We start from the raw sequence: 22,380 nt of genomic DNA on the forward strand, positions 1-22,380 counted from the left end.
GCGGCGGGCGCCGGCGAAGGCGGTGGTCGCGTGCACCTCCTCGCGCAGCGGCGGGAACTCCCCATCGCGACGGAGGCAATGAGGACCAGCAGCGACGGGTCGTGGGCCCGGTGGAGGGCGTGCGGCACAGCGCCTCCTTCAGGAGGCGGACGGGTCGCACGGGGACCCGTCGGCGCCGCGCCCGCATCGGCCGTTCGGCCGGGGTCCCGGCCGGCCCGGGGCGGGCCGGCCGGGACCCGGGCTACGGCGCGGGGAGTTCCGCGAAGTCCGCGACCAGGCCGCGGTGGTGGCCCGCCGTGCCGAGGGCCAGGGAGTCGGCCTTGGCCCGCTTGAGGTAGAGGTGGGCCGGGTGTTCCCAGGTCATGCCGATGCCGCCGTGCAGTTGTACGCACTCCTCGGCGGCGCGGACGGCCACGCCCGAGCAGTAGGCCTGGGCCACGGCGACCGTCAGCGGGGCGTCGGGGGCCGCGGTGGCCAGGGCGTCGGCCGCGGCCCTCGCCGCCGCGCGCGCGGACGCCACGTCGAGCCAGAGCCGGGCGAGGCGGTGCTTGAGGGCCTGGAAGGAGCCGACGGGCCGGTTGAACTGGTGCCGGCTCCGGACGTGGCCGACCGTCTCCGTCAGGCACCACTCGGCGAGACCGAGCTGTTCGGAGGCGAGCAGTCCGGCGCCGGAGAGCAGGGCTCCGGCGACGGCGGCCCGGGCCGTTCCGGCATCGGCGAGACGGGTGCCGGCCGCGGCCTCCAGGGTGACGGTGGCGAGCGGGCGGGTCAGGTCCAGCGGGATCTGCGGGCTCAGCCGGGCCGAGGCGGCCGGGACCGCGTAGAGCCCGGTGTCGGCCAGGACCAGCAGGGCGTCGGCGGCCACCGCGTCCGCCACGGAGGTGACCGTGCCCGTCAGGCTCCCGTCTCCGAGGTCCCGGACGGAGGCTTGCAGGGGCGCGCCCGGGGCGAGGGTCAGCGGCACGGCCGGGACGCACACCGTGCTGCCCGAGGCCAGCTCCCGCAGCAGCGGGGCCGCTTCCGCGGTGTCGCAGGCGAGCAGGATCTCCGTGGCGAGCACGGCGCTCGTCAGGTAGGGGACGGGCGCGACGGCCCGGCCCAGCTCCTCCAGGACCACGGCCGCCTCACGGTGGCCCGCGCCCTGTCCTCCGAGCTTCTCGGGCACGAGGAGACCGGCCGCGCCGATCCCGGCGGCGAGGGTGTGCCAGAGCGCCGGGTCGTGCGGCCGGCCCGTCTCGGCCCGGTCAAGGACGCTCTTCGCGTCGCAGCGGTCGGTGAGAAGCGCGCGTACGGCGGAGCGGAGCTCCTCCTCGGTCCCGGAGTAGAGCAGGTCGGCCGGTGCCGCCGTGGTGGTCATCGGTTGAGGTCCTTCCAGGCGAGGTCCTTGTCGTCGCGCGGCTCTGGGGGCAGGCCGAGGACGCGTTCGGCGACGATGTTGAGGAGGATTTCGCTGGTGCCGCCCTCGATGCTGTTGCCCTTGGCGCGCAGGTAGCGGTAGCCGGCCTCGCGGCCGGTGAAGTCGACGCCTTCGGGCCGGCGCATGGTCCAGTCGTCGTACAGCAGGCCCTCCTCCGCGAGGAGTTCGACCTCCAGCGCGCTGATCTCCTGGTTGAGCCGGGCGAAGGTGAGCTTCATGCCCGATCCTTCGGGGCCGGGCTGTCCGGCGACGAGCTGCTGGCGCAGCCGTTCCCCGGTGAGGCGGGCGACCTCGGCCTCGACCCACAGTTCCAGGAGCCGCTGGTGGAGGGCGTGGGTGCGCAGCTCGGGGCGTTCGCGCCAGGCGGCGGCGACGGGGGCGATCATGCCGCCCTCGCGCGGGATGCGCATGCCGCCGATGGAGACCCGCTCGTTCATCAAGGTGGTCCGGGCGACCGCCCAGCCCTCGCCGACGGCGCCGAGGCGGTGGGAGTCGGGGATGCGGACGCCGGTGAGGAAGACCTCGTTGAACTCGGCCTCGCCGGTGATCTGGCGCAGCGGCCGGACCTCGACGCCCGGAGCGTGCATGTCGCAGAGGAAGTAGGTGATGCCCTGGTGCTTGGGGAGCCCGGGGTCGGTGCGGGCGATCAGGATGGCCCAGCGGGCGGTGTGGGCGCTGGAGGTCCACACCTTCTGGCCGTCCACGATCCAGTCGCCGGAGCCCGTCTCGCGGACCGCGCGGGTGCCGAGGGCGGCGAGGTCCGATCCGGCGCCGGGCTCGCTGAAGAGCTGGCACCAGACCTCCTCGCCGAGCCACAGGGGGCGCAGGAAGCGCTGCTTCTGCTCCTCGGTGCCGTACGCGAGGATCGTGGGCGCGGCCATGCCGAGGCCGATGCCGATCCGGCGCGGGTCGTTGTCGGGTGCGCCGGCGGCTTCCAGTTCGGCGTCGACGACGGCCTGGAGGGAGCGGGGCGCGCCGAGGCCGCCGAGGCCCTCGGGGTAGTGGACCCAGGCGAGTCCGGCGTCGAAGCGGGCGCGCAGGAAGGCGGCGCGGTCGGTGTCGGCGGGCGGGTGGGCGCGGAGCAGGTCCCGTACGCGCGCCACCAGTTCCTCGGTGGTGGTCATCGCCGGTCCCCTCCGTCCAGGGCCGGTACGACGACCAGCCGGCCGGTGGTGGTGCCGTCGGCGAGACGCTGTACGGCGTCGGCGACGGCGGCCAGCGGGATGCGTTCGCTGATCAGTGGTCTGATGGCGCCTTCGGCGGCGAGCCGGGTGAGTTCGGTGTGGCAGGCGGCGATGGCGGCGGGATCCTTGGTGGCGTACAGACCCCAGTGCAGGCCGAGTACGGCGTAGTTCTTGACGAGGGCGTGGTTGAGGGCGGGCGCGGGGATGGTGCCGCTCGCGAAGCCGACGACGACGATGCGGCCCTCGAAGGCCACGCACTTGGCGGAGGCGGTGTACGAGTCACCGCCGACCGGGTCGTAGACCAGGTCGGCGCCGCGCCCGCCGGTGAACTCCTTCACCCGGGTGACGACGTCCTCGGCCGTACGGTCGATCACCAGGTCGCAGCCGAGTTCCTCGGCGGTGCGCGCCTTGGCCTTGCCGCCGACGACCCCGATGACGGTGGCTCCGGCGGCCTTGCCGAGCTGGACGGCGGCGCTGCCGACACCGCCGGCGGCGGCGTGCACGAGCAGGGTCTCGCCCGGCTGGAGGCGCGCCCGGCGGTGCAGGCCGAACCAGCCGGTCTGGTAGCCGATGTGCAGGGCCGCGGCCTCGGCGTCGTCGAGGCTCTCGGGGGCCGGGAGCAGGGCGCGCCCGGACGCGACCACGTACTCGGCGAAGCCGCCGTGGGGCAAGCTCGGGGTGGCGATGACGCGGCGGCCGTCGTCGGTGAGGCCGCAGATCTCGACACCGGGGGTGAAGGGCAGCGGCGGGCGGATCTGGTACTGGCCGCGGACGAGCAGCGCGTCGGGGAAGTTGAGGTTCGCCGCGAGGACGCGCAGCCTCACCTCGCCCTCGCCGGGTACCGGCTCGGGAATCTCTTCGAGGCGAAGGGCCTCTCGGGGTTCGCCGGGGGTATGTACTCGCCATGCCTGCATCCGGGGCCTCCAGCCGCCGTCGAGGAACCACGCTCCGCGGGCATACTAAGCAGTCGCTTGCCTCTCTGGGAACCACCGGTCAGGGTGGAGAACCCTCCGGAACGAATCAACACGCGTCATTCAGGCCACACCCGCACCAAGATCAGGCAATATGTGGCGTGCACGTGTCATGACTCAACGGGGTTCAGCACCTGTCCAGGGGGGACGACCACATGAGAAGAAGCATGTCCGCGGCCGGAGCCGCGATCGTTCTGGCCGGCCTGATCACCGCGGCCGGGCCGGCCGCGGCGGCGGGCACGGCGGCGGGCACGGCGGCCTCCTGCGCACCGGGGATCGAGATCCTCCCGGCGCTGGCGGGGCCGACGGGCTCCACGGCGGTGGGCTTCGGCACCGGAGGGCTCGTGGTCGGCGACAGCGCCGGTCTGCCCGCCTACTGGACCGGCCCCGAGCACACGGTCCACGCCGTCCCGCTGCCCGCAGGCTTCGACCGGGGCAGCGTCAAGGCGGTCAGCGCCAAGGGCCTGATGGTGGGCACGGCCACCCGTGACTCGGACCGTGCCCGGGTCGCCTTCACCCACCAGCTGGGCTCCATGAGCTCCGAGCCGCTCACCGCGCCCGTCGCGGAGGGGGGCGCCGTCGACGTCGACGTCAACGAGTCGGGGCGGGTCGTCCACGCCGACGGGGGCGTCGCCAAGGAGTGGGTGAACGGGAAGGTCGTGCGCGAGCTGCCGGTCCCGGCCGACGCGATCGCCGGCAGCAAGGTCGTCTCGCTGAACGGGATCAACAAGCGCGGGGACATCGTCGGCACGGTCTCCGGCTCCTACTTCGACGCCGAGAACGACATCATGGTCACCAAGACCTTCCCGGTGGTCTGGCCGGCCGGGGGCGGCTACCCGCCCTACAGCCTCCAGGTGTGGAACGGCTACCACCACTCGTACGCGACGGTCGGCCGGGACATCGACGACCGCGGCCGGGTGGTGGGCCTCGAGGACTACTACTACCGCAACGACCCGAAGCTGACCCCGGCCGTCTGGAAGAAGCCGTACGACGCCCTGCCTGCCGACCCGGGCCGGGCCAAGGGCTACCAAGACCTGGAGTTCAACGGCAGCAGTCCGACGACGAACGTGGCCGTCGGCACGGCCACCAACTTCGAGGAGAGCCGGCCCAGCTTCTTCCAGGCGGTGTACTGGCCCGGCAAGGGGGAGCCGCTGGTGCTGCCGTTCCCCGCCGGGCCCCCGGGCGTGCCGCTGAGCCGGGCCTTCGCGGCCACCGACGACGACCGCGTCGCCGGCATGGTCATCGACCGGGAGACGCGGGAGAGCAAGGCCGTGATCTGGACCTGCGCGAGCAAGCAGGCGTACGCCCCGCAGGGCTGACCGCAGGGCCGGAGCCCGGACCCGGCCCCCGGACCCGGACCCGGTCTCCAGCCGATCCTGTCCGGGGGATGGCGATCTCGGCGCCCGCGCGCTATCGATGCCCCATGACGGACGAGATCCGGCGCGGGCTGCCCGCGCCACCGCCGCTCGGCGCCGCCGCCCTGCCCCCCGGGACCTACGCGGGGCAGGTGGTCCTCGTGACCGGCGGCGGCACCGGGCTGGGCAAGGCCATCGCCGCCGAGTTCGCCCGGCTCGGCGCCGATCTGGTGATCGCGAGCCGGCGCGCCGAGCAGCTCAAGGCGGCGCGGGAGGAGTTGGCGGCCGTCCCCGGCGCGGGCCGGGTGACGGCCGCCGTCTGCGACATCAGGGATCCCGAGCGGGTCGCAGAGGTCTTCGACGCCGCGCAGGCGGCCTTCGGTCTGCCGGACGTGCTGGTCAACAACGCGGCCGCGAACTTCCCCTCCCCCGCCGAGGACCTCTCGCCGAACGCCTGGCGGGCGGTCGTCGACATCACACTGACGGGCACCTGGCTGATGACCCGCGAGTTCGGCCGCCGCCACCTCGCCGCGGGCACCGGCGGCTCGATCGTGAACATCGGCGCCTCGTACGCCTGGACGGGCGGGCCGGGCTTCGCCCACAGCGCCGCGGCCAAGGCCGGGGTGAAGAGCCTGGTGGAAACGCTCGCCGTCGAGTGGGGCCCGTACGGCATCCAGATCAACGGGCTCGTCCCCGGGCTGTTCCCGCACGCCGACATGACCGAGGACATCCGGGGCGGCCTGGAGCGCGCCGCGCCCGGCGCGAAGGACGCCCGGCAGCCCGCCCTGCGGGTCGGCGCGCCGCGTGAACTGGGCTGGGCCGCCACCTTCCTGGCATCGCCCTACGCCCGGTTCATCACGGGGCACACGCTGGTGGTGGACGGCGCGAACTGGCAGCGCCGGTCGGTGGTCAGCCCCGAGGTGGTCCCGGTCCGCACGCAACTGGGCCGTGGCCCCTTCACCCCCTCCCCCTGAACTCCGGTTGTCGGTGGGCGGTGCGAGGATCGGAGCATGTCTCTCGCCGATCTGACCCTTGACCGCTGGCGCTCGCTCGAGCCGGCCGCCGCTGAACGCCTCGCCCACGAGGCCGCCGGACAGGTAGGCGGCCGGGTGGTGCTGCTCGACGCCGTCGCACACCTGGGCGGACCGCTCCACCGGGTACGCATCGAGCGCGAGGGGCGGGTGTTCGCCCTCGTACCCGGCGGCACGGTGCGGCTGGGGTTCGACCTGGACGCCTGGGAGCCGACGCCCGCGCAGGCCGCCGACTTCGCGGCCGGCGTGGACGAGGGGTACGGGTACGGGCACGAGGACCTCAAGGCCTATCTCGCCGACGTGCTCAGCCCGCCGCGCACCGCGACGCTGGCCACCGTGCTCATGGCCGTGGAGGACGAGGCCCTGACCGAGCCGGCGGCCGGCATGCCGGCCGCGCTCGCGGCGCACGGGCTGCGGATACCCGGCGCCGACGAGTGGGAGCACGCGTGCGGCGCCGGGGCGGGCACCCTGTTCCGGTGGGGGAACGAATGCCCCCTGGACGAGCCGTCGTACGGGAGCGGGCGCCTGCGCCACGAGCCGAACGCCTTCGGGCTGCACATCGCCTACGACAGCTACGGCACGGAGCTGAGCGGCGACCCGACCGCGGTGCACGGCGGCGACGGCGGGGAGGCCGTCTGCGGCGGGTACGGCGATCTGCTCGGCTGGCTGCCGCTGGCCACCGCCAACCGCAACCCGTCCGCGGCCGAGTTCGCGTACGGCCCGGACGGCGAGGGCATGTACGAGGAGTTCTCGACCCGGCCGGTGCTCAGCCTCCGCTGAAGCGCGGGGGCCTGCGGGCCGCCTTGGCGGTGTAGCCCTCCCGGCAGTCCTCCGAGGTGAGGGTGAGGGCGGCGGTCATCGCCACCCGATCGAGGGCGGCGGGGAGGGCGGCATCGGCGTAGCCGTCGATCGCGCGCTTGATGCCCTGGACGGCGAGCGGCGCGTTGGCGGCGATCTCCCGCGCCACGGCGCGGGCGGCGGCCTCCAGCTCCTCGCCGGGGACGACCAGCTGGACGAGGTTGAGCCGCTGCGCCGTCTCGGCGTCGACGCGCCGGCCCGTAAGGGCCAGGTACTTGGCCCATCCCGCACCCGCTTCGCGGGCGATGCGCAGGTCGCCGCCGGCGTCCACCGCCACACCCAGTCCGGCTTCCGGGAGCGCGAAGACGGCGTCCTCGGCCGCCACCCGGACATCGGCCATCAGCGCCAGCTCGAAGCCGAAGCCGAGGCAGTAGCCCTGGACGGCGGCCACGACCGGCTGAGGGAGGCGGGCGAGGACTGCGAACCGCTCGTGCACCCAGCGGATGCCCTCGTAGTAGTTGCGGGTCCGCTCGGCCGGGGTGCCGCCCGTGATGGCACCGCCCGGGGCGGTCACGTCGATGCCCGCGCAGAAGGCCCGGCCCTCGGCCCGCAGCAGCACGGCCCGTACGGACGCGTCGAAGCGGATCCGGTCCGCGAGCAGGCCGAGCTGGCGGGTGGACTCCCAGCTCCAGCCGTTGAGCCGGTCCGGGCGGCACAGGGTGAGGACCGCGAGGCCGTCCGCGACCACCAGCCTGATCCGCTCCTCGCCCTCCGCGATCTCCGTGGAGATGGTGTCGATCACCGTGTCCCGCACCCCCGGCCCGATGGCTGACGACCCGCCGAACTGACGGATCGTCAGACTAGAGGCGGCCGGTCAGCGGGGGAAGACCTCGAACGCCACGGCCGGACGCCCGCCGAACCGGGCCGCGGCCTGCTGGGCGTTCCCGGTGAGGAAGGTGCGGACGTACTCCTCGGGGTCCTGGTCCGTGAGCACCTCGATGTACGCCTTGTGCTCCAGGAGGGACGCGATCGAACGCTCCAGCCCGGGGCCGGCGTCGACCGCGTGCGTCGGGGTGGCGGATCCGGCCACCGCGACCCAGCGCACGCCGTTCCACGGCTCCAGGCCCTGCTCGATCAGCTCGGGGAAGATCCAGCGGTTCCCGGCGTCACCGGCCGCGTCCAGCACGGCCCGGCCGACGGCCTTGTGGTCGGGGGTGTTCCAATAGCCGCCGCCCTGCGCACCGCCCCACGTGTCACGGTGGTTGAGGGTGACGATCAGCTCAGGCCGGTGCCGCCTGATGGCGGCGGCGATGTCCCGGCGCAGGCCGAGGCCGTACTCGACGACGCCGTCGCGGTAGTCCAGGAACTCCACCTCGGACACACCGACGACCGCGGCGCTCGCCCGCTGCTCCGCCTCGCGCAGCGGACCGCAGTCGGCGGGGGCGATGCTGTCGATACCCGCCTCGCCTCGCGTGGCGAGCAGGTAGACGAACTCCCGGCCCCCGTCCGTCCAGTGCGCGATGGCCGCGGCACACCCGTACTCGAGGTCGTCGGGGTGCGCGACCACCGCGAGGGCGCGCGTCCAGTCGGTGGGCATGGGCTGCAAGGCGGGCTGCTGATCAGGTTGTTCGGTCATGTCTCGCACAATAGGCGAATGGACCGACACGGGCAGGTGGTGGCGCTGCTCGACGCCGCGGGGATCTGATTCGAGCCGGCCCGTGCCGCCTTTCCGGGGGCGAGCGAGGCCGCGTGGGAACGGGCCGGCCGGCTGGATCCGGGCGCGATCGGGCCGGTGGCGCCGCCGCGGGCGAGCGGCCAGCTGCACGAGGCTGGCCACCGCGCACCTGACCCGCGCGTTCGTGGAACCCGGCTGACCCAGGCCCCGGCTGACTCAGGCCTCGTCGCGGACCAGGGACAGCAGGCGGTCCAGGACGCGGGGGCCGCCGGCGCGGACGCCGTCGTGCTCGAACTCGTCCGTCACCCAGGTCTGCAGGCCCCGGACGGACCGGGCCGTCTCCAGCGAGTGCGCGGTGTCCACGTACATGTCGTCGTGGTAGACGGCGGCGGCCACCGGCACCTCGTTGGCGGCCAGGCGCGCGGGGTCGTAGAGCGGCTGCCAGCCGGTGCGGGCGGCCAGGAGTTCGGCCGTCTCGCGCAGCGGGGCGAGGGACGGGTCGGTGGTGAAGTGCCAGGGGTGGATGGTCTCGCCGGTGAAGAGCAGCGGCTCGTCGCCCGCGAGCGTCTTGCCGGCGTCGAAGCGGGGGTGGCCGGCGCGCACCCGTTCGGCGGCCCAGCCGGTGGGCGTGGCGGGGTCCTGGGCGTAGATCGCCTCGTGGACCAGCGCGTAGAGGGGGTGCCCGGCGAAGGAGAGCTGGACCCGGACGGCCTCCAGGAAGGCGTCGGAGAGGGCGGGTCCCGCGGGGGTCGGCACGAAGGCGTCCTCCAGCAGGTAGTGGAGCTGGTGGCTGCCGTCGCCCCCGCCGAGGAGGATGCCGAGGGACTGGAAGCCCTCGACGGTGAGGCGGTGGCCGCCGGGGAGTTCGGCCGGGTACTCCGCGAGGTGGGCGGCGATCCGGCGGGCGCGCTCGACGTCCATCGGGTACCGGGCGTAGTGGGCCAGGTTCTTGCGCTCGATGCGCGGGTACGCGGCCTCGTACACCTCGTCGGCGGTGGCGGTCAGCGACGGGAGGCCGCCGGTGATCAGGGCGGCGGTGAGGCCTTCGGGCGCGGTGGAGAGGTAGTGGGTCGTGCAGAAGCCGCCGAAGCTCTGGCCGAGCACGGTCCAGGGTGCTCCGCCGGTCAGGCCGGGGCGGATGGCCTCGGCGTCGCGCACGATGGAGTCGGCGCGGAAGTGGGCGAGGTACTCCGACTGCTGCGCGGGGGTGCCGCGCAGGGGAAGGGTCTGCCGGTTCACCGGGGTGGAGCGACCGGTTCCGCGCTGGTCGAGGAGCAGCACCCGGTATTCGGTCAGCGCGCGCTCCAGCCACGCCTGGCGGCCGGTGAAACGGCGGGCGCCGAAGCCGGGACCGCCCTCCAGGTAGAGCAGCCACGGCAGCGCCTCTGGGTCCTTGCCGGCGGCCACGACCTCCCGGGCGTACAGCTCGATCCGCTCCCCGTCCGGGCGCGCGTGGTCCAGGGGGACGGAGAACCGGTGGTCGGTGAGGACCGTGCCGGGCTGGCGGTAGCTGTGTGCGATGGTCACGGACGGCCCCCAGGGGTACGAGGAGATGAAGGACCGCGCCCCGGCCGGGTGGCGGCGGGGGCGCGGGGGTTGTGGCGGTCCGAGTCTAGGCAGGGCCTGACCGGACCGGCCGGACCGGCCCGGCATCACGGGCGGGCCGGGCCGGACGGGGTGTCAGAACTCGACGACCGAGCGGAGGACCTCGCCGCGTTCCATCCGGGCGAAGGCGTCCTCGACGCCGTCGAGCGGGATGGTCTCGGAGACGAAGGCGTCCAGATCGAGCCGGCCTTGCAGGTAGAGGTCGATGAGCAGCGGGAAGTCGCGCTCGGGCAGGCAGTCCCCGTACCAGGAGGACTTCAGGGCGCCGCCGCGGCCGAAGACGTCGAGGAGCGGGAGTTCGAGCTTCATCTCCGGGGTCGGTACGCCCACCAGGACCACCGTCCCGGCCAGGTCGCGCGCGTAGAAGGCCTGCTGGTAGGTCTCGGGGCGGCCCACGGCGTCGATGACGACGTCCGCGCCGTTGCCGCCGGTCAGGGCCTGGACGGCCTTGACCACGTCCTCCGTGCGCCCGTTGACGGTGTGGGTCGCGCCCAGGCCCCGGGCCCACTCCAGCTTCCGGTCGTCCAGGTCCACCGCGATGATCCGCGAGGCACCGGCGAGGCGGGCTCCGGCCACGGCCGCGTTGCCCACTCCCCCGCAGCCGATGACGGCGACGGAGTCGCCCCGTCCGACGTTGCCGGTGTTCAGGGCGGCGCCGAGACCGGCCATCACGCCGCAGCCGAGGAGTCCGGCGGCGGCCGGGGAGGCCGCCGGGTCCACCTTGGTGCACTGGCCGGCCGCGACCAGGGTCTTCTCGGCGAAGGCGCCGATGCCGAGGGCCGGGGAGAGCGGGGTGCCGTCCTCCAGGGTCATGGGCTGGGTGGCGTTGTGGGTGGAGAAGCAGTACCAGGGGCGTCCGCGCCTGCAGGCGCGACAGGTGCCGCACACCGCGCGCCAGTTCAGGATCACGAAGTCCCCGGGGGCCACGGAGGTGACGTCGGGGCCGACCGATTCGACGACTCCGGCGGCCTCGTGGCCGAGCAGGAAGGGGAATTCGTCGTTGATGCCGCCCTCACGGTAGTGGAGGTCGGTGTGGCAGACCCCGCAGGCCTGCACCCGGACGAGGGCCTCGCCGGGTCCCGGGTCGGGCACGAGGATCGTCGTCGTCTCCACCGGTGCGCCCTTGCTCCGGGCGATGACCCCTCGTACGCGATGTGTCACGTCGTACCCCGCTCTGATCGAATCCGTCTGGATCAACGAACGTACACGGACGGCACGCGGTAAGGGAGTTGTGTCACGTTCCGGCGCGCGACCCGGCCAGATCCGGTGGTACGGCGGCCCGAAGTGCCGCGCCGAAGGCCGCCACGGCCGGGTGCGCGCCGGCTCCGCTGCGGAAGGCGAGGTTGGTACGGCGCTCCATGAGCAGGCGGGTGAGGCGCACGGCCGGATCGGCCGGTCCCGTGACCCCGAGCTGCGGTACGACGGCCACCCCCTGGCCCGCCGCGACGAGGGCGAGCACGGTGGCGAACTCGTCGACCTGGTGGCGGACCCGCGGGGTGAAACCGGCCGCCTGGCAGGCCCGGACGGTCATCGCATGGCAGAGGGTGCCGGGGGTGGCGGTGATCCAGGGCGCCCGGGCGTGCGTCCGCAGGACCGCGCCCTGGTCGTGTCCGCCGGACGGGGCGGGTTCCCCGGAGGGGCTGGGTTCCCCGGAGGGGGCGGGTCCTGGGGGCGGGGCGGGAACCCCGGCGGCGGGGGCGGCCAGATACATCGCCTCGCCGTAGAGCGGTTCGGTGGCCAGTCCCGGCTCGGGCTCGGCGGGTACGAAGTCGTACTCGTGCACCAGGGCCACGTCCAGGTCCCCGGCCCGCAGGGCGTGTGCCACCGCGGCCGGGTCCGTCTCCGAGACCATCGGCTCCAGCCCCGGATGGCGCCGGGCGAGGGCGATCAGCGCGGCCGGGACGATGGCCCGGGTGGCGGTGGGGAAGGCGCCGATCCGCAGGGCTCCGGCGAGCCCCCCGCGCGCTTCGGCGAGGTCGGCGTCGGCCTGTTCCAGCCGCTCGAGGACCGCCTCGGCGTGTCCGACCAGGTTCCGGCCGGCCGGGGTGAGGCGCACCCCGCGGCCGGTGCGCTCCAGCAGGGGCAGGCCGGCCTCGCGTTCGAGGACGCTCAGCTGCTGGGAGACGGCCGAAGGGCTGAAGCTGAGGGCCTCGGCGACGGCGGCGATGGTGCCGCGGCGGGCGAGTTCGCGCAACAGGCGCAGGCGTCGTACATCGAGCATCGGCTCAGCTTACGGGTCGGGTAAGGAACACGAACTGGATTTGATCCTTCGGGCGGGCAAGGCTCTTGGGCATGGCACAGGACATCGCAGAGAACCTCCCGTTGCACGGGATTCACGTACCGCTCATCACTCCCTTCACCCGCACCGGTGAGGTCGCCGCCGAGGCGCTGGAGGCACTCGCCCACGAGGTGCTGGACGCCGGCGCCACCGGCCTCGTCGCGCTCGGCACCACCGCGGAGGCGGCCGGTCTCGACGAGGCGGAGCGCGACCTCGTCACCGGGGTGTGCGCCCGGGTCTGCGGGGAGCGGGGCGCACCGCTGGCCGTCGGTGCGGGGGCCGGCGGCACCCGGGCCGCCGAGGCCTCGCTGGCCCGGCTGACCCGGTGGCCCGAGGTGCGCGCGGCGCTGGTGACCGTGCCTCCGTTCGTGCGGCCCTCGGCGGCCGGGGTAATGGCGCACTTCGCGCGACTGGCCGGGGTGAGCCCGGTCCCGCTGATCGTCTATCACATCCCCTACCGGACCGGGCAGCCCCTGGACGCGGCCGCGCTGCGGGCGCTCGGGGCGCTGCCGGGGGTCGCCGGCATGAAGTACGCGGGCGGTGGCGTCGGCGAGGACGCGGTGGCGCTGCTCGGTGACCTGCCGGCCGGGTTCGAGGTGCTGGCCGGCGACGACGCGTACCTTTCCCCGCTGCTGGCGCTGGGTGCGGTGGGCGGGATCCTCGCCTCGGCGCATCTGGCGACGGACCGCTTCGCGGAGCTCGCCGAGGCCTGGCGGGCGGGTGACGTCGCCCGGGCGCGGCCGCTGGGGCACGCGCTGGCCCGGATGTCGGCGGCGGCCTTCGCCGAGCCCAATCCCGCGGTGCTCAAGGGCGTCCTGCACGCCCAGGGGCGGATCCCGACCCCGGACGTCCGGCTGCCGCTGCTGCCGGCCTCGCAGGGGGCGGTGACGGCCGTGACGGCCCTCCTGGAGCGGCTGGAGTGACCCTGGGGGCGCACGGGACGGCAATACGCCGGAAAGAATCCTTTATGGGTGATTCGCCACCTACAGGCAAGTCGCCCTGATGAGGCACCCGGAGAGCGGACTTGCCCGCATTGGCCATCCGGTCGGCGACCCGTGATGTGAGCCACACCGGACACCTCAACATCATTTCCGCACAACGGCCGATTCCCTTTTCCCGGAAAGGGAATCGGCTATTGCACGGATACCCCTTCAAGGTCATTTACCCGGCCGATAGCGAGATGTCGATCTATCGGTGGAATTCGGGTCTTGTTCCCGCGCGGCGGGCTCGCCTACGGTCACCTCGTTCCTGGTGGTCAGACGCCGAATACGGCCCCCGCCCGGGATCTCCCGTCCCCCCACGTGAGGAATTCCGCCATGCCTGCAAAAGGTAAGCACCGTCGGCCGAAGCACTACCGGATCACCCGCAAGCTGGCCCTCGCCGGCACCGGTGGCGCGGCCCTCACTCTCCCGCTGATCAGCGCGACCACCGCCGGGGCGGCGGAGACGGCCGCCACCCCCACGACGTATTCCGTGGTCGCGGGCGACACCCTTTCGGAGATCGCGGCGGATCATTCCCTGAGCGGCGGCTGGCAGCAGCTCTACGCGGCGAACCGGAGCGTCATCGGCAACAATCCGGCGATCATCCGGCCCGGCATCAAACTGAAGCTCGGCACCCAGGCGGAGACCGAACGTGCGAGCAGGTCCGCCGCCCGGACCGCCCTCAAGCCCGCTGCCCAGCCCGCCGCCAAGCCGGCCGCCAAGCCCGCCACCGCCTACCCGAACAATCTCGACGGGTGGATCCGCGAGTCCCTCGCCGTCATGGCCAAGCACGGCATTCCGGGTTCCTACAACGGAATTCACCGAAATGTGATGCGGGAGTCCTCGGGCAATCCGCTGGCGATCAACAACTGGGACATCAATGCCCAGAACGGCATCCCGTCCAAGGGTCTGCTCCAGGTCATCGATCCGACCTTCCGCGCCTACCACGTGCCCGGCACCTCGCAGAACTCCTACGACCCGGTCGCCAACATCACCGCCGCCTGCAACTACGCGGCCGCGCGCTACGGCTCGATCGACAACGTCAACGGGGCCTACTAGGAACCGGGAAGCTCCCCGCGCCGGTTCACACCGTGCGGCGCCGGGCGGCGCGGACGAGGATCCGCAGGGGCGCCGCCAGGCCGTAGCCGATGTCCCGGCGCAGGGCGGTGACCCCCGCCCGCTCCACGGCGGTCAGCTGGTGCGCCATCAGCTCCGTCATGGTCGCGATGACGGGACGCAGCCCGGGTTCGGCGAGAGCGAGGATCCCGTGGGCCGCGTCCAGGGCCGTACGGGCACGCCGGCACTCGGCGGCCAGCAGAGCGCGCACGGCCGGGGTGTCGCGGGCCTGTTCCAGGTCGGCGCGGGTCACCGAATGCTCGGCGAGGCGGGCGCGCGGGATGCAGAGCCGGCCGGCCGCGAGGTCCTCGCGCAGATCGGCGAGGAAGTCCACGCGCTGGGCGGCGTCGACGAACCGCCGCCAGCCCGCGGCCTGTTCCGGGTCGGGGCCGCCCTGGTACTGCAGTCCGGTGAAGACCAGCACCCCGGGCCACGCGTAGGCGTCGAGGTAGGCCTGGAAGTCCTCCTCCGCGGCGAAGCCGTCGAAGCCCGCCTCGGCGGTGGCGGCGCCCTCCAGGAAGCGGCAGACCCAGTGCCGGGGCAGGCCGCGGGTGTCCACCGCGTGCGCGTAGGCCCGCAGGAGGGGGTCGGGGCTGTCCCCGGACTTCAGGGCCGTCGCCACCCGCTCGGACAACGCGGCGAGGCCGGCGGCCCGTTGCTGCGGGGTACCGGTCTCGGCGACGTCGTCGACCAGGTTCATGAAGGCGAGACCCGCGGCGAGGGCGGGCACCAGCGGTGGCGCGGCGAGCAGCCGCAGCGCCAGGTACGGGGCGGGTTCGCGGCGGAGCACCCGGCGCGCGGCGTGGGTGTAGTCGTCGCGCAGCAGGGGGCCGGAAATACCGGCCCCCGTGAGGGTGGTGCGCCAGCTGGGCATCGTGGTCGTGCTCCTGAACGTGTCGGACCGTACGTGCGTACGGGTAGACGATGTCAGAGCTTGGTGACCTTCTTGACCTTGCCGTCGATCCCGGCGAGCACGTAGCCGCCGCGACCGTACTCGTCCGTGATGTAGGGCCGCATACAGGGGACCTGGTCCATCATCCAGGGCTCGACGATCACATACGTCGAGGTCGGCTTCTCGACACCCAGGTCCTTCTTGGACTGCTCCAGCAGGCCGGGCAGCGCGTCCCAGTTGACGGTGGCCATGTCGATGAGCGGCTCGCCCTCCTCGACCGTGCCGTCCGGGCCCGTGCGCTTGGCGGAGCCGTCGCGGTACTGCCAGGCGTCGACGGTATCGGCGCCGGGAGCGGTGGGGATCGAGGCGAGGACGTACCCCTCGTAGACCTTGAGGTCCACGAAGGTGGTGGTGCCGGTCTTCTCCTTGAGCGCGTCCAGGGCGATCCGGATGTTCTCGGGGGTGAGCATGCTGCCGCGGGCCGTGCCGGCCTTGGAGGTGCTCGCCTTCGCACCGGGGGTGGAGGCCGGGCTACCGCCCGGGGTGGCGACGGCGGGCCGGGTGGCGCGAGAGTCGGCCGCGTCGTCGTCCCCGGAGTTCCCGTCGGGCATCAACTGGACGATCCCGACGACCGCGGCCGCCAGTACCGCCGTGAGCGCGGCGCCGATCAGGGCCGGGCGCCTGCGCGGTGCGGGCGTCAGCGCGACGGGTGTGGTGGGGGCCGCGTAGGGGGAGGCGCCCTGGCCGAACGGCGGCGGCGTGGGCGAGCCGTACGGGCCGCCGTACGGGCCGTACTGACCCGGGACGACCGGCGCGGCCGGCGTGGAGACCGCCTGTACGGAGACGGCCGGCGCGACGGCGACCGGCCCGGCGCCCGCGCCGTAGCCGGATCCGAGAGCGGCGCTCGCGTCCCGGAGCAGCTGCTCCAGCTGCGCCCCGTCGGGCCGCGCGGCCGGATCCCGTACGAGCAGCCGTTCCAGTACGGGCGCCAGCGGGCCGGAGCGCACGGGCGCCGGGATCGGCTCGTCGAGGACCGCGACGACCGTGGCCAGGCTGGTGGCGCGGCGCAGCGGGTGGACCCCTTCCGCGGCCACGTAGAGCAGCATGCCCAGCGACCACAGGTCGGAGGCGGCCAGCCCCTCCTCGCCGCGGACGCGTTCGGGCGCGATGTACTCCGGGGAGCCGATCAGCACGCCGGTCGCCGTGAGTCCGGTGGAGTCGTGCAGCGCGGCGATGCCGAAATCGGTCAGCACGGCCGACCCGTCGGGGCGCAGCAGCACGTTGGCGGGCTTCACGTCACGGTGGAGGATCCCCTCGGCGTGCGCGGCGCGCAGCGCGGACAGCACGTCGAGGCCGAGCCGCACCACCTCGGCGGGCGGCATGGGACCGGACTCCAGGCGGTCGTGCAGGGAGCCGCCCCGGACCATCTCCATGACGATCCACGGGTGCCCGTCCGTGCCCGCCGCGGGCTCGACGATGTGGTGGATCGTCACGACGTGGGGGTGGGCGAGACGGGCGAGGGCGCGGGCCTCGCGGACGGCGCGTTCGCGCATCTGGTCCGCGAGGCCGGGCTGGGCGGCGGCGGTCGCCGGGTCCGGCGGGCGCACCTCCTTGAGCGCGACCTCGCGGTGCAGGGCGATGTCGCGGGCGCGCCACACCGTACCCATGCCCCCGCTGCCTAGCGGTGCGACCAGCTCGAAACGGCCGTCGATCAGCTGTCTGCCGGCCTCACTCGTATCCATGGCCGCTCATCGTAGGGGGCGGCCGGCTCAGCAGTGTCGGCGGTCCACCGTGAGCGTGCCCTGAGCGGTGGCAACCGTCCGGTCGTAACAGCCGCCGGGCGCTGCGGACCCGTACAACCGGTAGCGGGCGGACGTGGTGGCGACCGCGTGCCGCTGGTCGCGCGGGACGTTCGCGGTGTAGGTGGCGTCGCCCGTGTACCGGTCGTCGAGCCGGGAGCTGTCGACCGCCTTGCCGCCGCGCAGGGTGACGGTGTCGGCGCGGTCGCCGAGCGAGAGGACGGTACGCAGCCGGTCGCCGTCGCCGAGGGTGGTCTCGCCGTCCATCGTGTAGGTGCGGTCGGTCCGGGTGGTGGCCGGCCCGCGCGTCACGCTCTCCTCGTCGGTCCAGGTGGCGGTGAGCGCGTCCTGGTTCTCGCCGCCGGTCCAGCGGTGCACGGACGTGCCCCGCACGGCGCGGGTGACGGTGGTGGCCACGCGGCCGTGGGAGGTGTTCAGGTGCCCGGCGACGGTCAGCCGGTGTCCGTCCTCGGTGTCCAGTCGGTGCTGTCCCCCGGGGGCCGCGGGCGTCCAGCGGGAGTGGCCGGCCGGATCGCTCCGCTCGTAGCGGGTCAGGGCGCCGGTGACGACCTCCCGGGCCTCGTCCTGCCAGAGCAGCAGGTTGGTGGGGGTGCTCCAGCCGCTCTGTCCGGCGGGGACCCCGGCGACGGAGACCTCGATCCGGTGCGGACGGCCGTCGTTGAGGAGAGCGGCGTAGGGGGTGAGGTCGTAGCGGATCGGCTGGACGTCGAAGGCGCGCGGGCCGGGGGTGACGTACCAGAGGAAGGGGTTGGACCAGCCGCCGGTCCAGACGGTGGGGAAGGGCGCGGCGATGCCGGCGAGCTGTCCGTCGACGGAGACCCGGACCTCGCGGTAGGGGCCGTCGGCGGCCTTGCAGGAGTACGGGGCCGCGTCCGGGGTGGTCATGTACCAGTACTCCTCGCAGCCGCCGCCCGAGCCGGTGGCGTACACCTCGGCGAGGAGGCGCTCCGTGTTGCGCGGGGTGGTGACCGAGGGGGAGGTGAGGGGCAGGACGCGGTCGGGGGTGTCCGGGGCGGGGTTGCGGCCGTCGGCGGCGTAGAAGGTCAGGGTCACCTTGACGTCGATGACACCGGTGTACGTGTCGTTCACGACGTTGCCGATGAGCATCTCGACGGGCTGCGGGCGGGCGAGGGTGTCGCGGTAGCGGGTGACGTCCTTCTCGACGGACCAGGCGATGCCGTCGGGCGAGGGCTGCGGGGTGGAGGTCCGCAGGATCTCGACCCCGCCGAGGGAGAGGTGGCCGAGGCGGTCGTACTGGCGGCCCTTGACCTTGCCGTCGAGGCGCAGGACCACCTTGGCCCAGCTGCCGGCGCCGCAGGCGGTGGGCGGTGTGTAGCTGCCCTGGTAGGGCGTGAAGTCGCGGAACTGTGCCTCCGCGAGGGTCACCTGGCAGGACCGGGTCGTGGGCCGGGCGACGGGCGGGGCCGCGGTGAGCGGGTCGTGCCAGTCGGTGCCGAACTCCGAGGGTGGCGGGTCCGTGGCCGGGGTCCCGGCGGCGGACGCGGGTCCCGCGGCGGCCAGGGTGGCGGCGGTCAGCGCGATCGCGCCGAGCAGGCCGGTGATCCTGTGTCGTCGTCTCATGGGCCCGCAGTGAAACCCGGCCCGCCGGGACCGGGCCAGGGCCCGTGCTCGGGCCCTGGCCGGTTCTGAACCGCCCCGGTCCCCCGGCTCCGGTCCGGCGTCGGCGGTCCGGAGGTCAGCGGTCCGGAAGTCAGCGGTCCGGAGGTCAGCGGTCCGGAGGTCAGCGGGGCAGGACGACCACGCCGTCGTCGTCCGCGTGGACGGTGTCCCCGGCGCGGAAGGTGACGTCGCCGATGGTGACGGGCTCGTCGACCGCGCCGTCGCCGGTCTTGCCGCTCTTGCGGGGGACCGTGCCGAGCGCCTTGATGCCGAGGTCGAGCCCGCCGAGGGCGACGCTGTCGCGGACCGAGCCGTTGATGATCAGGCCGGCCCATCCGTTGGCCTCGGCCGCGCCCGCGATGAGGTCGCCGACGAGGGCGGTACGCGGCGAGCCGCCGCCGTCCACGACCAGGACCGCACCCTCGCCCGGCGTGTGGAGCAGGGTGCGCAGCAGCGCGTTGTCCTCGTGGCAGCGCACGGTCCGTACGGGGCCGGCGAACAGCCGGCGGCCGCCGAACTGGCGGAACCCGGTGGCACAGACGGCCAGGGACTCGCCGTACTCGTCGTACAGGTCGGCTGTGGGGACGGGGGTGACACTCATCTGGCTCCCGGTTTCCTCGCTGCTCGTGCGCGTACGTCGCGGTGGTGCGGCCGGCGTATTCGGCCGGATCGTGACGGGCGGCCGGGCCCGGACCGTGTGGGGCCGGGTCAGTTGCGGGAGTTGCCGAACAGGATGCGGTAGCCGATCAGCAGGACCAGTGAGCCCGCGATGGCGGAGCCCCAGGTGGCGAGGTCGAAGAACTCGGTCTGGATGGGCTTGTCCAGGACCTTCGCCGACAGCCAGCCGCCGGTGAAGGCTCCGGCGACGCCGATGAGGGTCGTCCCGATCAGGCCGCCGGGATCCCGTCCGGGCAGCAGGACCTTGGCGATGCCCCCGGCCAGCAGTCCCAGGATGATCCAGCTGACGATCCCCATGTCCGGTCACTCCGCTTCGGTCGTTCGGTCGTTCGGGCGTTCTCCTGGGAGGACGCGCCCGCGGGCGGCTCGGTTCTCCGCCGCTCAGACCGCCACGCGGCCGGCCGGTACGGGGAGCTCGGCACCCGGGACGGGTCCGGAGCCCGGACCCGCGCCGGTGGAGGGCGTCCGGGTGAGCAGGACCACCCCGCGCGCCGCCAGGAAGGCACCGGCGCCGGCCAGCAGCAGCCCCGGCACTCCGCCCTGCAGCCGTTCGCCGAGCAGCACCATGCCGATGGCGGCCGCGGCCAGCGGGTTGGCGAGGTTCACCACGGCGAGCGGGGCGCCCAGTCCGCCGCGGTAGGCCCGCTGCGACAGCAGCATCCCGCCGACGGCGAACACCATGACGAGCAGGGCCACGGAGACGACCCGGACGCTGAGCAGGGCTCCGCCGCGACCGGCCGCGACGGCCACCGTCTGGGTCAGGGCGGAGGCCGCCGCGGAGGCCAGCCCGGAGGCGGTCGCGTGGCGCAGGCCCGAGCGCGGGTCCTTGTCCGCGGTCAGCATCAGGATCACAGCCAGGGTCGCGCCGGAGACGGCCAGCGCCTCGATCAGCGTGAGGGTGTCGTCGGGGGCCGGCCCGGAGGCGGGGAGCAGCAGCAGGCCGAGCCCGGTGACGGTGGCCAGGGTGCCCCGCCATTCGGTGGCCGCCACCCGGCGGCCGGACCTGCGCGCCCCCAGCGGGACGGCGGCCACCAGGGTGAGCGCGCCGAGCGGCTGCACCAGGGTCAGGGGGCCGTACCGCAGGGCCGCCGCGTGCAGCAGCGCGGCGGCGGCGTTCAGCCCGGCCGACCACCACCAGGCACCGGAGCCCAGCAGAGCCTTGGCGGTGCGCGCGACGGCGGCCCGGGCGAGCCGTTCCTGGGCGACGGCCGCGGCCGCGTAGGCCACGGCCGAAGCCAGGCAGAGTCCGACGGCGAGGGTGGTGTCGTTCATTGTCCGGCTCCTACGGCCGCGTCCGCTCTCCGCGGGCGCGGCAGGCTTCGTACGGGGATGTCGTGGCCGGGCTCCGGGCCCGTTCCGCGGTCCGGGTCCGGGCGCGCGTCCCGGTCCGGATCCGGCTCGCTCGTTCGCGGCTTCGGGGTGAGCAGCAGGGCCGCCCCCAGCAGGGCGGCGGCCACGGCGGGGTCGAGCCAGTAGTGGTTGGCGGTGCCGACGATCACGAGCAGGGTCAGCAGCGGGTGCAGCAGCCACAGGAAGCGCCACCGCGACGAGGTGGCGGCGATCATGCCGAGCGCCAGCATCAGCGCCCAGCCGAAGTGCAGTGAGGGCATGGCGGCGAACTGGTTCGCCAGGGTGTCCTCGGCCGGTGCGGCCCTGTAGACGGTGGGTCCGTAGACCTGTGCGGTGTCGATGAGCCGCGCGGCGTCGAGCAGGCGCGGGGGCGCGAGCGGGAAGGCCAGGTGCAGGGCGAGGGCGGCTCCGGTGAGTCCGGCGAGCACGCGGCGCGTCCACAGGTAGTGGGCGGGGCGCCGGACGTAGAGCCAGATCAGGAAGAGCGCGGTCGCGGGGAAGTGGACGCCCGCGTAGTAGGTGTTCGCGGTGGTGACGAGGGCGTCCCCGTGCAGCAGCAGCCGCTGTATCGCGCCCTCGCCCGGCAGGTGCAGGAAGCGCTCGGCGTCCCATATGCGCGCCGCGTTGCGGAAGGCCTCGTCGGTGCGGTCGGTCGAGAGCAGCCGGCCCGCCTTGTAGACGGTGAAGAAGCCCGCGACGAGCAGCAGCTCGCGTATGAGGCGGCGGCGCGCGGCTCTCGGTCCGGCTGCCGGCCCGGCAGGTGTGGTGTGGGAGCTCATCCCCCGGTCTCTCTTCCTGTTTACGGGCACAGCGACACGCCAGTGTATCGATACATTGGCGTATCGATACGCCGGTGTACCGATACGCTCGCGTTCCCGTACACTTCCGTAGTGGAACCTGCCGCCGAGGCGCCCCTGAGGAGAGCCGCATCCATGACGTCGACACCGTCCCCCGCGCGCCGCTCCAAGATCACACCGGAGCGTGAGCAGGAGTTCTACGACGCCGTCCTGGAGCAGCTGCGCGAGTACGGCTACGAGGCGCTGACCATGGAGGGCGTCGCCGCCCGGGCCAGCTGTGGCAAGTCGACGCTCTACCGGCAGTGGAAGACCAAGCCCCGCCTGGTCGCCGCGGCCCTGCGCGCAGGGCGCCGCGGCACCCTCGTCGCGGTGGACACCGGGTCACTGGCCGGCGATCTGCGCGAGGCGGCCCGGATCGCGGCCGGGACCTCCGGCAGGGACACCCGGCTGACGCAGGCCCTCGGGCACGCCGTGCTCAGCGACGAGGAACTCCAGGCCGCCCTGCGCGAGGCGCTGGTCGAGCCGGAGCTGGCCGCGTTCGCCGAGATGGTCGGACGGGCCGTGGCGCGCGGCGAGATCGCCGCGGACCATCCGGCCGTGGAGTTCCTGCCCGCCCAGCTGATGGGCGTGCTCCGGATCCGGCCGGTGCTGGAGGGGCGGTACGCGGACGCCGACTACCTGGTCCGGTTCGTCGACGCCGTGATGCTCCCGTCCCTGGGTCTCACGCCTTCCCGACCCACCGGGCCCCCGGCCGGCCAGGCCCCCTGAACCGGCGGGCCGCCGTTCTGATGACCTGACGGCGACCTGCCCGCG

21 protein-coding genes are annotated in these 22,380 nt (G+C 74.0%); 6 read left to right on the forward strand and 15 right to left on the reverse strand.

From position 1 onward, the window contains the following. Positions 1–241: 241 nt before the first annotated feature. From ACZ573_RS09045 to ACZ573_RS09055, 3 genes are read right to left on the reverse strand one after another with little or no spacing between them, the layout of a single operon-like run. The gene (locus ACZ573_RS09045; protein ID WP_471301148.1) at positions 242–1,357 is read right to left on the reverse strand and encodes an acyl-CoA dehydrogenase family protein; all 1,116 of its coding nucleotides are present in this window, start codon (positions 1,355–1,357) and stop codon (positions 242–244) included. Beyond that, a complete protein-coding gene (locus tag ACZ573_RS09050) occupies positions 1,354–2,541 on the reverse strand; it encodes an acyl-CoA dehydrogenase family protein (RefSeq protein WP_301364013.1) in 1,188 nt (395 codons plus the stop codon). The genes ACZ573_RS09045 and ACZ573_RS09050 overlap by 4 nt, the downstream gene beginning before the upstream one ends. Then, positions 2,538–3,515 (reverse strand): NADPH:quinone oxidoreductase family protein, encoded by a 978-nt coding sequence (locus ACZ573_RS09055; protein ID WP_471301152.1) that lies wholly within the window; start codon positions 3,513–3,515, stop codon positions 2,538–2,540. The genes ACZ573_RS09050 and ACZ573_RS09055 overlap by 4 nt, the downstream gene beginning before the upstream one ends. Positions 3,516–3,727: 212 nt before the next feature. Between ACZ573_RS09055 and ACZ573_RS09060 the strand changes: the two genes are divergently transcribed. The 3 genes from ACZ573_RS09060 (at position 3,728) to ACZ573_RS09070 (ending at position 6,738) form a co-directional block, all read left to right on the forward strand. Continuing rightward, positions 3,728–4,891, forward strand: a complete 1,164-nt coding sequence (locus ACZ573_RS09060) for a hypothetical protein (RefSeq protein ID WP_471301154.1) — start codon at positions 3,728–3,730, stop codon at positions 4,889–4,891. 104 nt (positions 4,892–4,995) lie between these two features. Then, positions 4,996–5,901, forward strand: a complete 906-nt coding sequence (locus tag ACZ573_RS09065; protein ID WP_471301157.1) for an SDR family oxidoreductase — start codon at positions 4,996–4,998, stop codon at positions 5,899–5,901. A gap of 36 nt (positions 5,902–5,937) precedes the next feature. After that, positions 5,938–6,738 carry a hypothetical protein gene (locus ACZ573_RS09070; protein ID WP_471301159.1) on the forward strand — a complete coding sequence of 267 codons (801 nt, stop codon included), beginning with the start codon at positions 5,938–5,940 and terminating at the stop codon, positions 6,736–6,738. On the opposite strand, the gene ACZ573_RS09075 is transcribed toward ACZ573_RS09070, so the two are convergent. The 5 genes from ACZ573_RS09075 to ACZ573_RS09095 form a co-directional block, all read right to left on the reverse strand. Beyond that, the gene (locus tag ACZ573_RS09075) at positions 6,725–7,558 is read right to left on the reverse strand and encodes an enoyl-CoA hydratase/isomerase family protein (protein WP_471301162.1); all 834 of its coding nucleotides are present in this window, start codon (positions 7,556–7,558) and stop codon (positions 6,725–6,727) included. The genes ACZ573_RS09070 and ACZ573_RS09075 overlap by 14 nt on opposite strands. A 72-nt stretch (positions 7,559–7,630) precedes the next feature. Beyond that, the gene (locus tag ACZ573_RS09080) at positions 7,631–8,392 is read right to left on the reverse strand and encodes a PIG-L deacetylase family protein (protein ID WP_390170727.1); all 762 of its coding nucleotides are present in this window, start codon (positions 8,390–8,392) and stop codon (positions 7,631–7,633) included. Between the two features lie 255 nt (positions 8,393–8,647). After that, complete coding sequence (locus tag ACZ573_RS09085) at positions 8,648–9,952, reverse strand: alpha/beta fold hydrolase (RefSeq protein ID WP_471301767.1); 1,305 nt, start codon at positions 9,950–9,952, stop codon at positions 8,648–8,650. 159 nt (positions 9,953–10,111) lie between these two features. Continuing rightward, complete coding sequence (locus ACZ573_RS09090; protein WP_471301166.1) at positions 10,112–11,197, reverse strand: S-(hydroxymethyl)mycothiol dehydrogenase; 1,086 nt, start codon at positions 11,195–11,197, stop codon at positions 10,112–10,114. Positions 11,198–11,270: 73 nt separating this feature from the next. Then, on the reverse strand, positions 11,271–12,257 hold the full coding sequence (locus ACZ573_RS09095) for a LysR family transcriptional regulator (protein ID WP_471301169.1): 987 nt from the start codon (positions 12,255–12,257) through the stop codon (positions 11,271–11,273). A 71-nt stretch (positions 12,258–12,328) separates the two neighbouring features. On the opposite strand from ACZ573_RS09095, the gene ACZ573_RS09100 reads away from it, so the two are divergent. Continuing rightward, on the forward strand, positions 12,329–13,237 hold the full coding sequence (locus tag ACZ573_RS09100) for a dihydrodipicolinate synthase family protein (RefSeq protein WP_471301171.1): 909 nt from the start codon (positions 12,329–12,331) through the stop codon (positions 13,235–13,237). A gap of 393 nt (positions 13,238–13,630) precedes the next feature. Further along, positions 13,631–14,353 carry a transglycosylase SLT domain-containing protein gene (locus tag ACZ573_RS09105; RefSeq protein ID WP_471301174.1) on the forward strand — a complete coding sequence of 241 codons (723 nt, stop codon included), beginning with the start codon at positions 13,631–13,633 and terminating at the stop codon, positions 14,351–14,353. Positions 14,354–14,378: 25 nt separating this feature from the next. On the opposite strand, the gene ACZ573_RS09110 is transcribed toward ACZ573_RS09105, so the two are convergent. The 7 genes from ACZ573_RS09110 to ACZ573_RS09140 form a co-directional block, all read right to left on the reverse strand. Further along, positions 14,379–15,284, reverse strand: a complete 906-nt coding sequence (locus ACZ573_RS09110; RefSeq protein WP_471301177.1) for a phytoene/squalene synthase family protein — start codon at positions 15,282–15,284, stop codon at positions 14,379–14,381. A 53-nt stretch (positions 15,285–15,337) separates the two neighbouring features. Beyond that, positions 15,338–17,044 carry a serine/threonine-protein kinase gene (locus ACZ573_RS09115; protein ID WP_471301180.1) on the reverse strand — a complete coding sequence of 569 codons (1,707 nt, stop codon included), beginning with the start codon at positions 17,042–17,044 and terminating at the stop codon, positions 15,338–15,340. A 27-nt stretch (positions 17,045–17,071) separates the two neighbouring features. Further along, positions 17,072–18,703, reverse strand: a complete 1,632-nt coding sequence (locus ACZ573_RS09120; RefSeq protein WP_471301183.1) for a peptide-N4-asparagine amidase — start codon at positions 18,701–18,703, stop codon at positions 17,072–17,074. Positions 18,704–18,863: 160 nt separating this feature from the next. Beyond that, positions 18,864–19,343, reverse strand: a complete 480-nt coding sequence (gene rraA / locus ACZ573_RS09125; protein ID WP_471301186.1) for a ribonuclease E activity regulator RraA — start codon at positions 19,341–19,343, stop codon at positions 18,864–18,866. Positions 19,344–19,450: 107 nt separating this feature from the next. Then, positions 19,451–19,717 (reverse strand): GlsB/YeaQ/YmgE family stress response membrane protein, encoded by a 267-nt coding sequence (locus tag ACZ573_RS09130; RefSeq protein ID WP_471301188.1) that lies wholly within the window; start codon positions 19,715–19,717, stop codon positions 19,451–19,453. Between the two features lie 84 nt (positions 19,718–19,801). Continuing rightward, positions 19,802–20,692 (reverse strand): hypothetical protein, encoded by an 891-nt coding sequence (locus ACZ573_RS09135; protein WP_471301190.1) that lies wholly within the window; start codon positions 20,690–20,692, stop codon positions 19,802–19,804. Continuing rightward, on the reverse strand, positions 20,689–21,549 hold the full coding sequence (locus ACZ573_RS09140; protein ID WP_471301193.1) for a phosphatase PAP2 family protein: 861 nt from the start codon (positions 21,547–21,549) through the stop codon (positions 20,689–20,691). The genes ACZ573_RS09135 and ACZ573_RS09140 overlap by 4 nt, the downstream gene beginning before the upstream one ends. A 153-nt stretch (positions 21,550–21,702) precedes the next feature. On the opposite strand from ACZ573_RS09140, the gene ACZ573_RS09145 reads away from it, so the two are divergent. Beyond that, on the forward strand, positions 21,703–22,335 hold the full coding sequence (locus tag ACZ573_RS09145; RefSeq protein ID WP_471301195.1) for a TetR/AcrR family transcriptional regulator: 633 nt from the start codon (positions 21,703–21,705) through the stop codon (positions 22,333–22,335). Positions 22,336–22,380: the final 45 nt, after the last annotated feature.

The sequence above is a fragment of the Streptomyces sp. NPDC040545 genome, from assembly GCF_055595065.1.

Coding starts and splice junctions, on each gene's coding strand:
- ACZ573_RS09045 (WP_471301148.1), bottom strand. CDS start 1,357: ATGACCACCACGGCGGCACCGGCCGACCTGCTCTACTCCGGGACCGAG.
- ACZ573_RS09050 (WP_301364013.1), bottom strand. CDS start 2,541: ATGACCACCACCGAGGAACTGGTGGCGCGCGTACGGGACCTGCTCCGC.
- ACZ573_RS09055 (WP_471301152.1), bottom strand. CDS start 3,515: ATGCAGGCATGGCGAGTACATACCCCCGGCGAACCCCGAGAGGCCCTT.
- ACZ573_RS09060 (WP_471301154.1), top strand. CDS start 3,728: ATGAGAAGAAGCATGTCCGCGGCCGGAGCCGCGATCGTTCTGGCCGGC.
- ACZ573_RS09065 (WP_471301157.1), top strand. CDS start 4,996: ATGACGGACGAGATCCGGCGCGGGCTGCCCGCGCCACCGCCGCTCGGC.
- ACZ573_RS09070 (WP_471301159.1), top strand. CDS start 5,938: ATGTCTCTCGCCGATCTGACCCTTGACCGCTGGCGCTCGCTCGAGCCG.
- ACZ573_RS09080 (WP_390170727.1), bottom strand. CDS start 8,392: ATGACCGAACAACCTGATCAGCAGCCCGCCTTGCAGCCCATGCCCACC.
- ACZ573_RS09095 (WP_471301169.1), bottom strand. CDS start 12,257: ATGCTCGATGTACGACGCCTGCGCCTGTTGCGCGAACTCGCCCGCCGC.
- ACZ573_RS09100 (WP_471301171.1), top strand. CDS start 12,329: ATGGCACAGGACATCGCAGAGAACCTCCCGTTGCACGGGATTCACGTA.
- ACZ573_RS09105 (WP_471301174.1), top strand. CDS start 13,631: ATGCCTGCAAAAGGTAAGCACCGTCGGCCGAAGCACTACCGGATCACC.
- ACZ573_RS09110 (WP_471301177.1), bottom strand. CDS start 15,284: ATGCCCAGCTGGCGCACCACCCTCACGGGGGCCGGTATTTCCGGCCCC.
- ACZ573_RS09115 (WP_471301180.1), bottom strand. CDS start 17,044: ATGGATACGAGTGAGGCCGGCAGACAGCTGATCGACGGCCGTTTCGAG.
- ACZ573_RS09120 (WP_471301183.1), bottom strand. CDS start 18,703: ATGAGACGACGACACAGGATCACCGGCCTGCTCGGCGCGATCGCGCTG.
- rraA (WP_471301186.1), bottom strand. CDS start 19,343: ATGAGTGTCACCCCCGTCCCCACAGCCGACCTGTACGACGAGTACGGC.
- ACZ573_RS09130 (WP_471301188.1), bottom strand. CDS start 19,717: ATGGGGATCGTCAGCTGGATCATCCTGGGACTGCTGGCCGGGGGCATC.
- ACZ573_RS09135 (WP_471301190.1), bottom strand. CDS start 20,692: ATGAACGACACCACCCTCGCCGTCGGACTCTGCCTGGCTTCGGCCGTG.
- ACZ573_RS09140 (WP_471301193.1), bottom strand. CDS start 21,549: ATGAGCTCCCACACCACACCTGCCGGGCCGGCAGCCGGACCGAGAGCC.
- ACZ573_RS09145 (WP_471301195.1), top strand. CDS start 21,703: ATGACGTCGACACCGTCCCCCGCGCGCCGCTCCAAGATCACACCGGAG.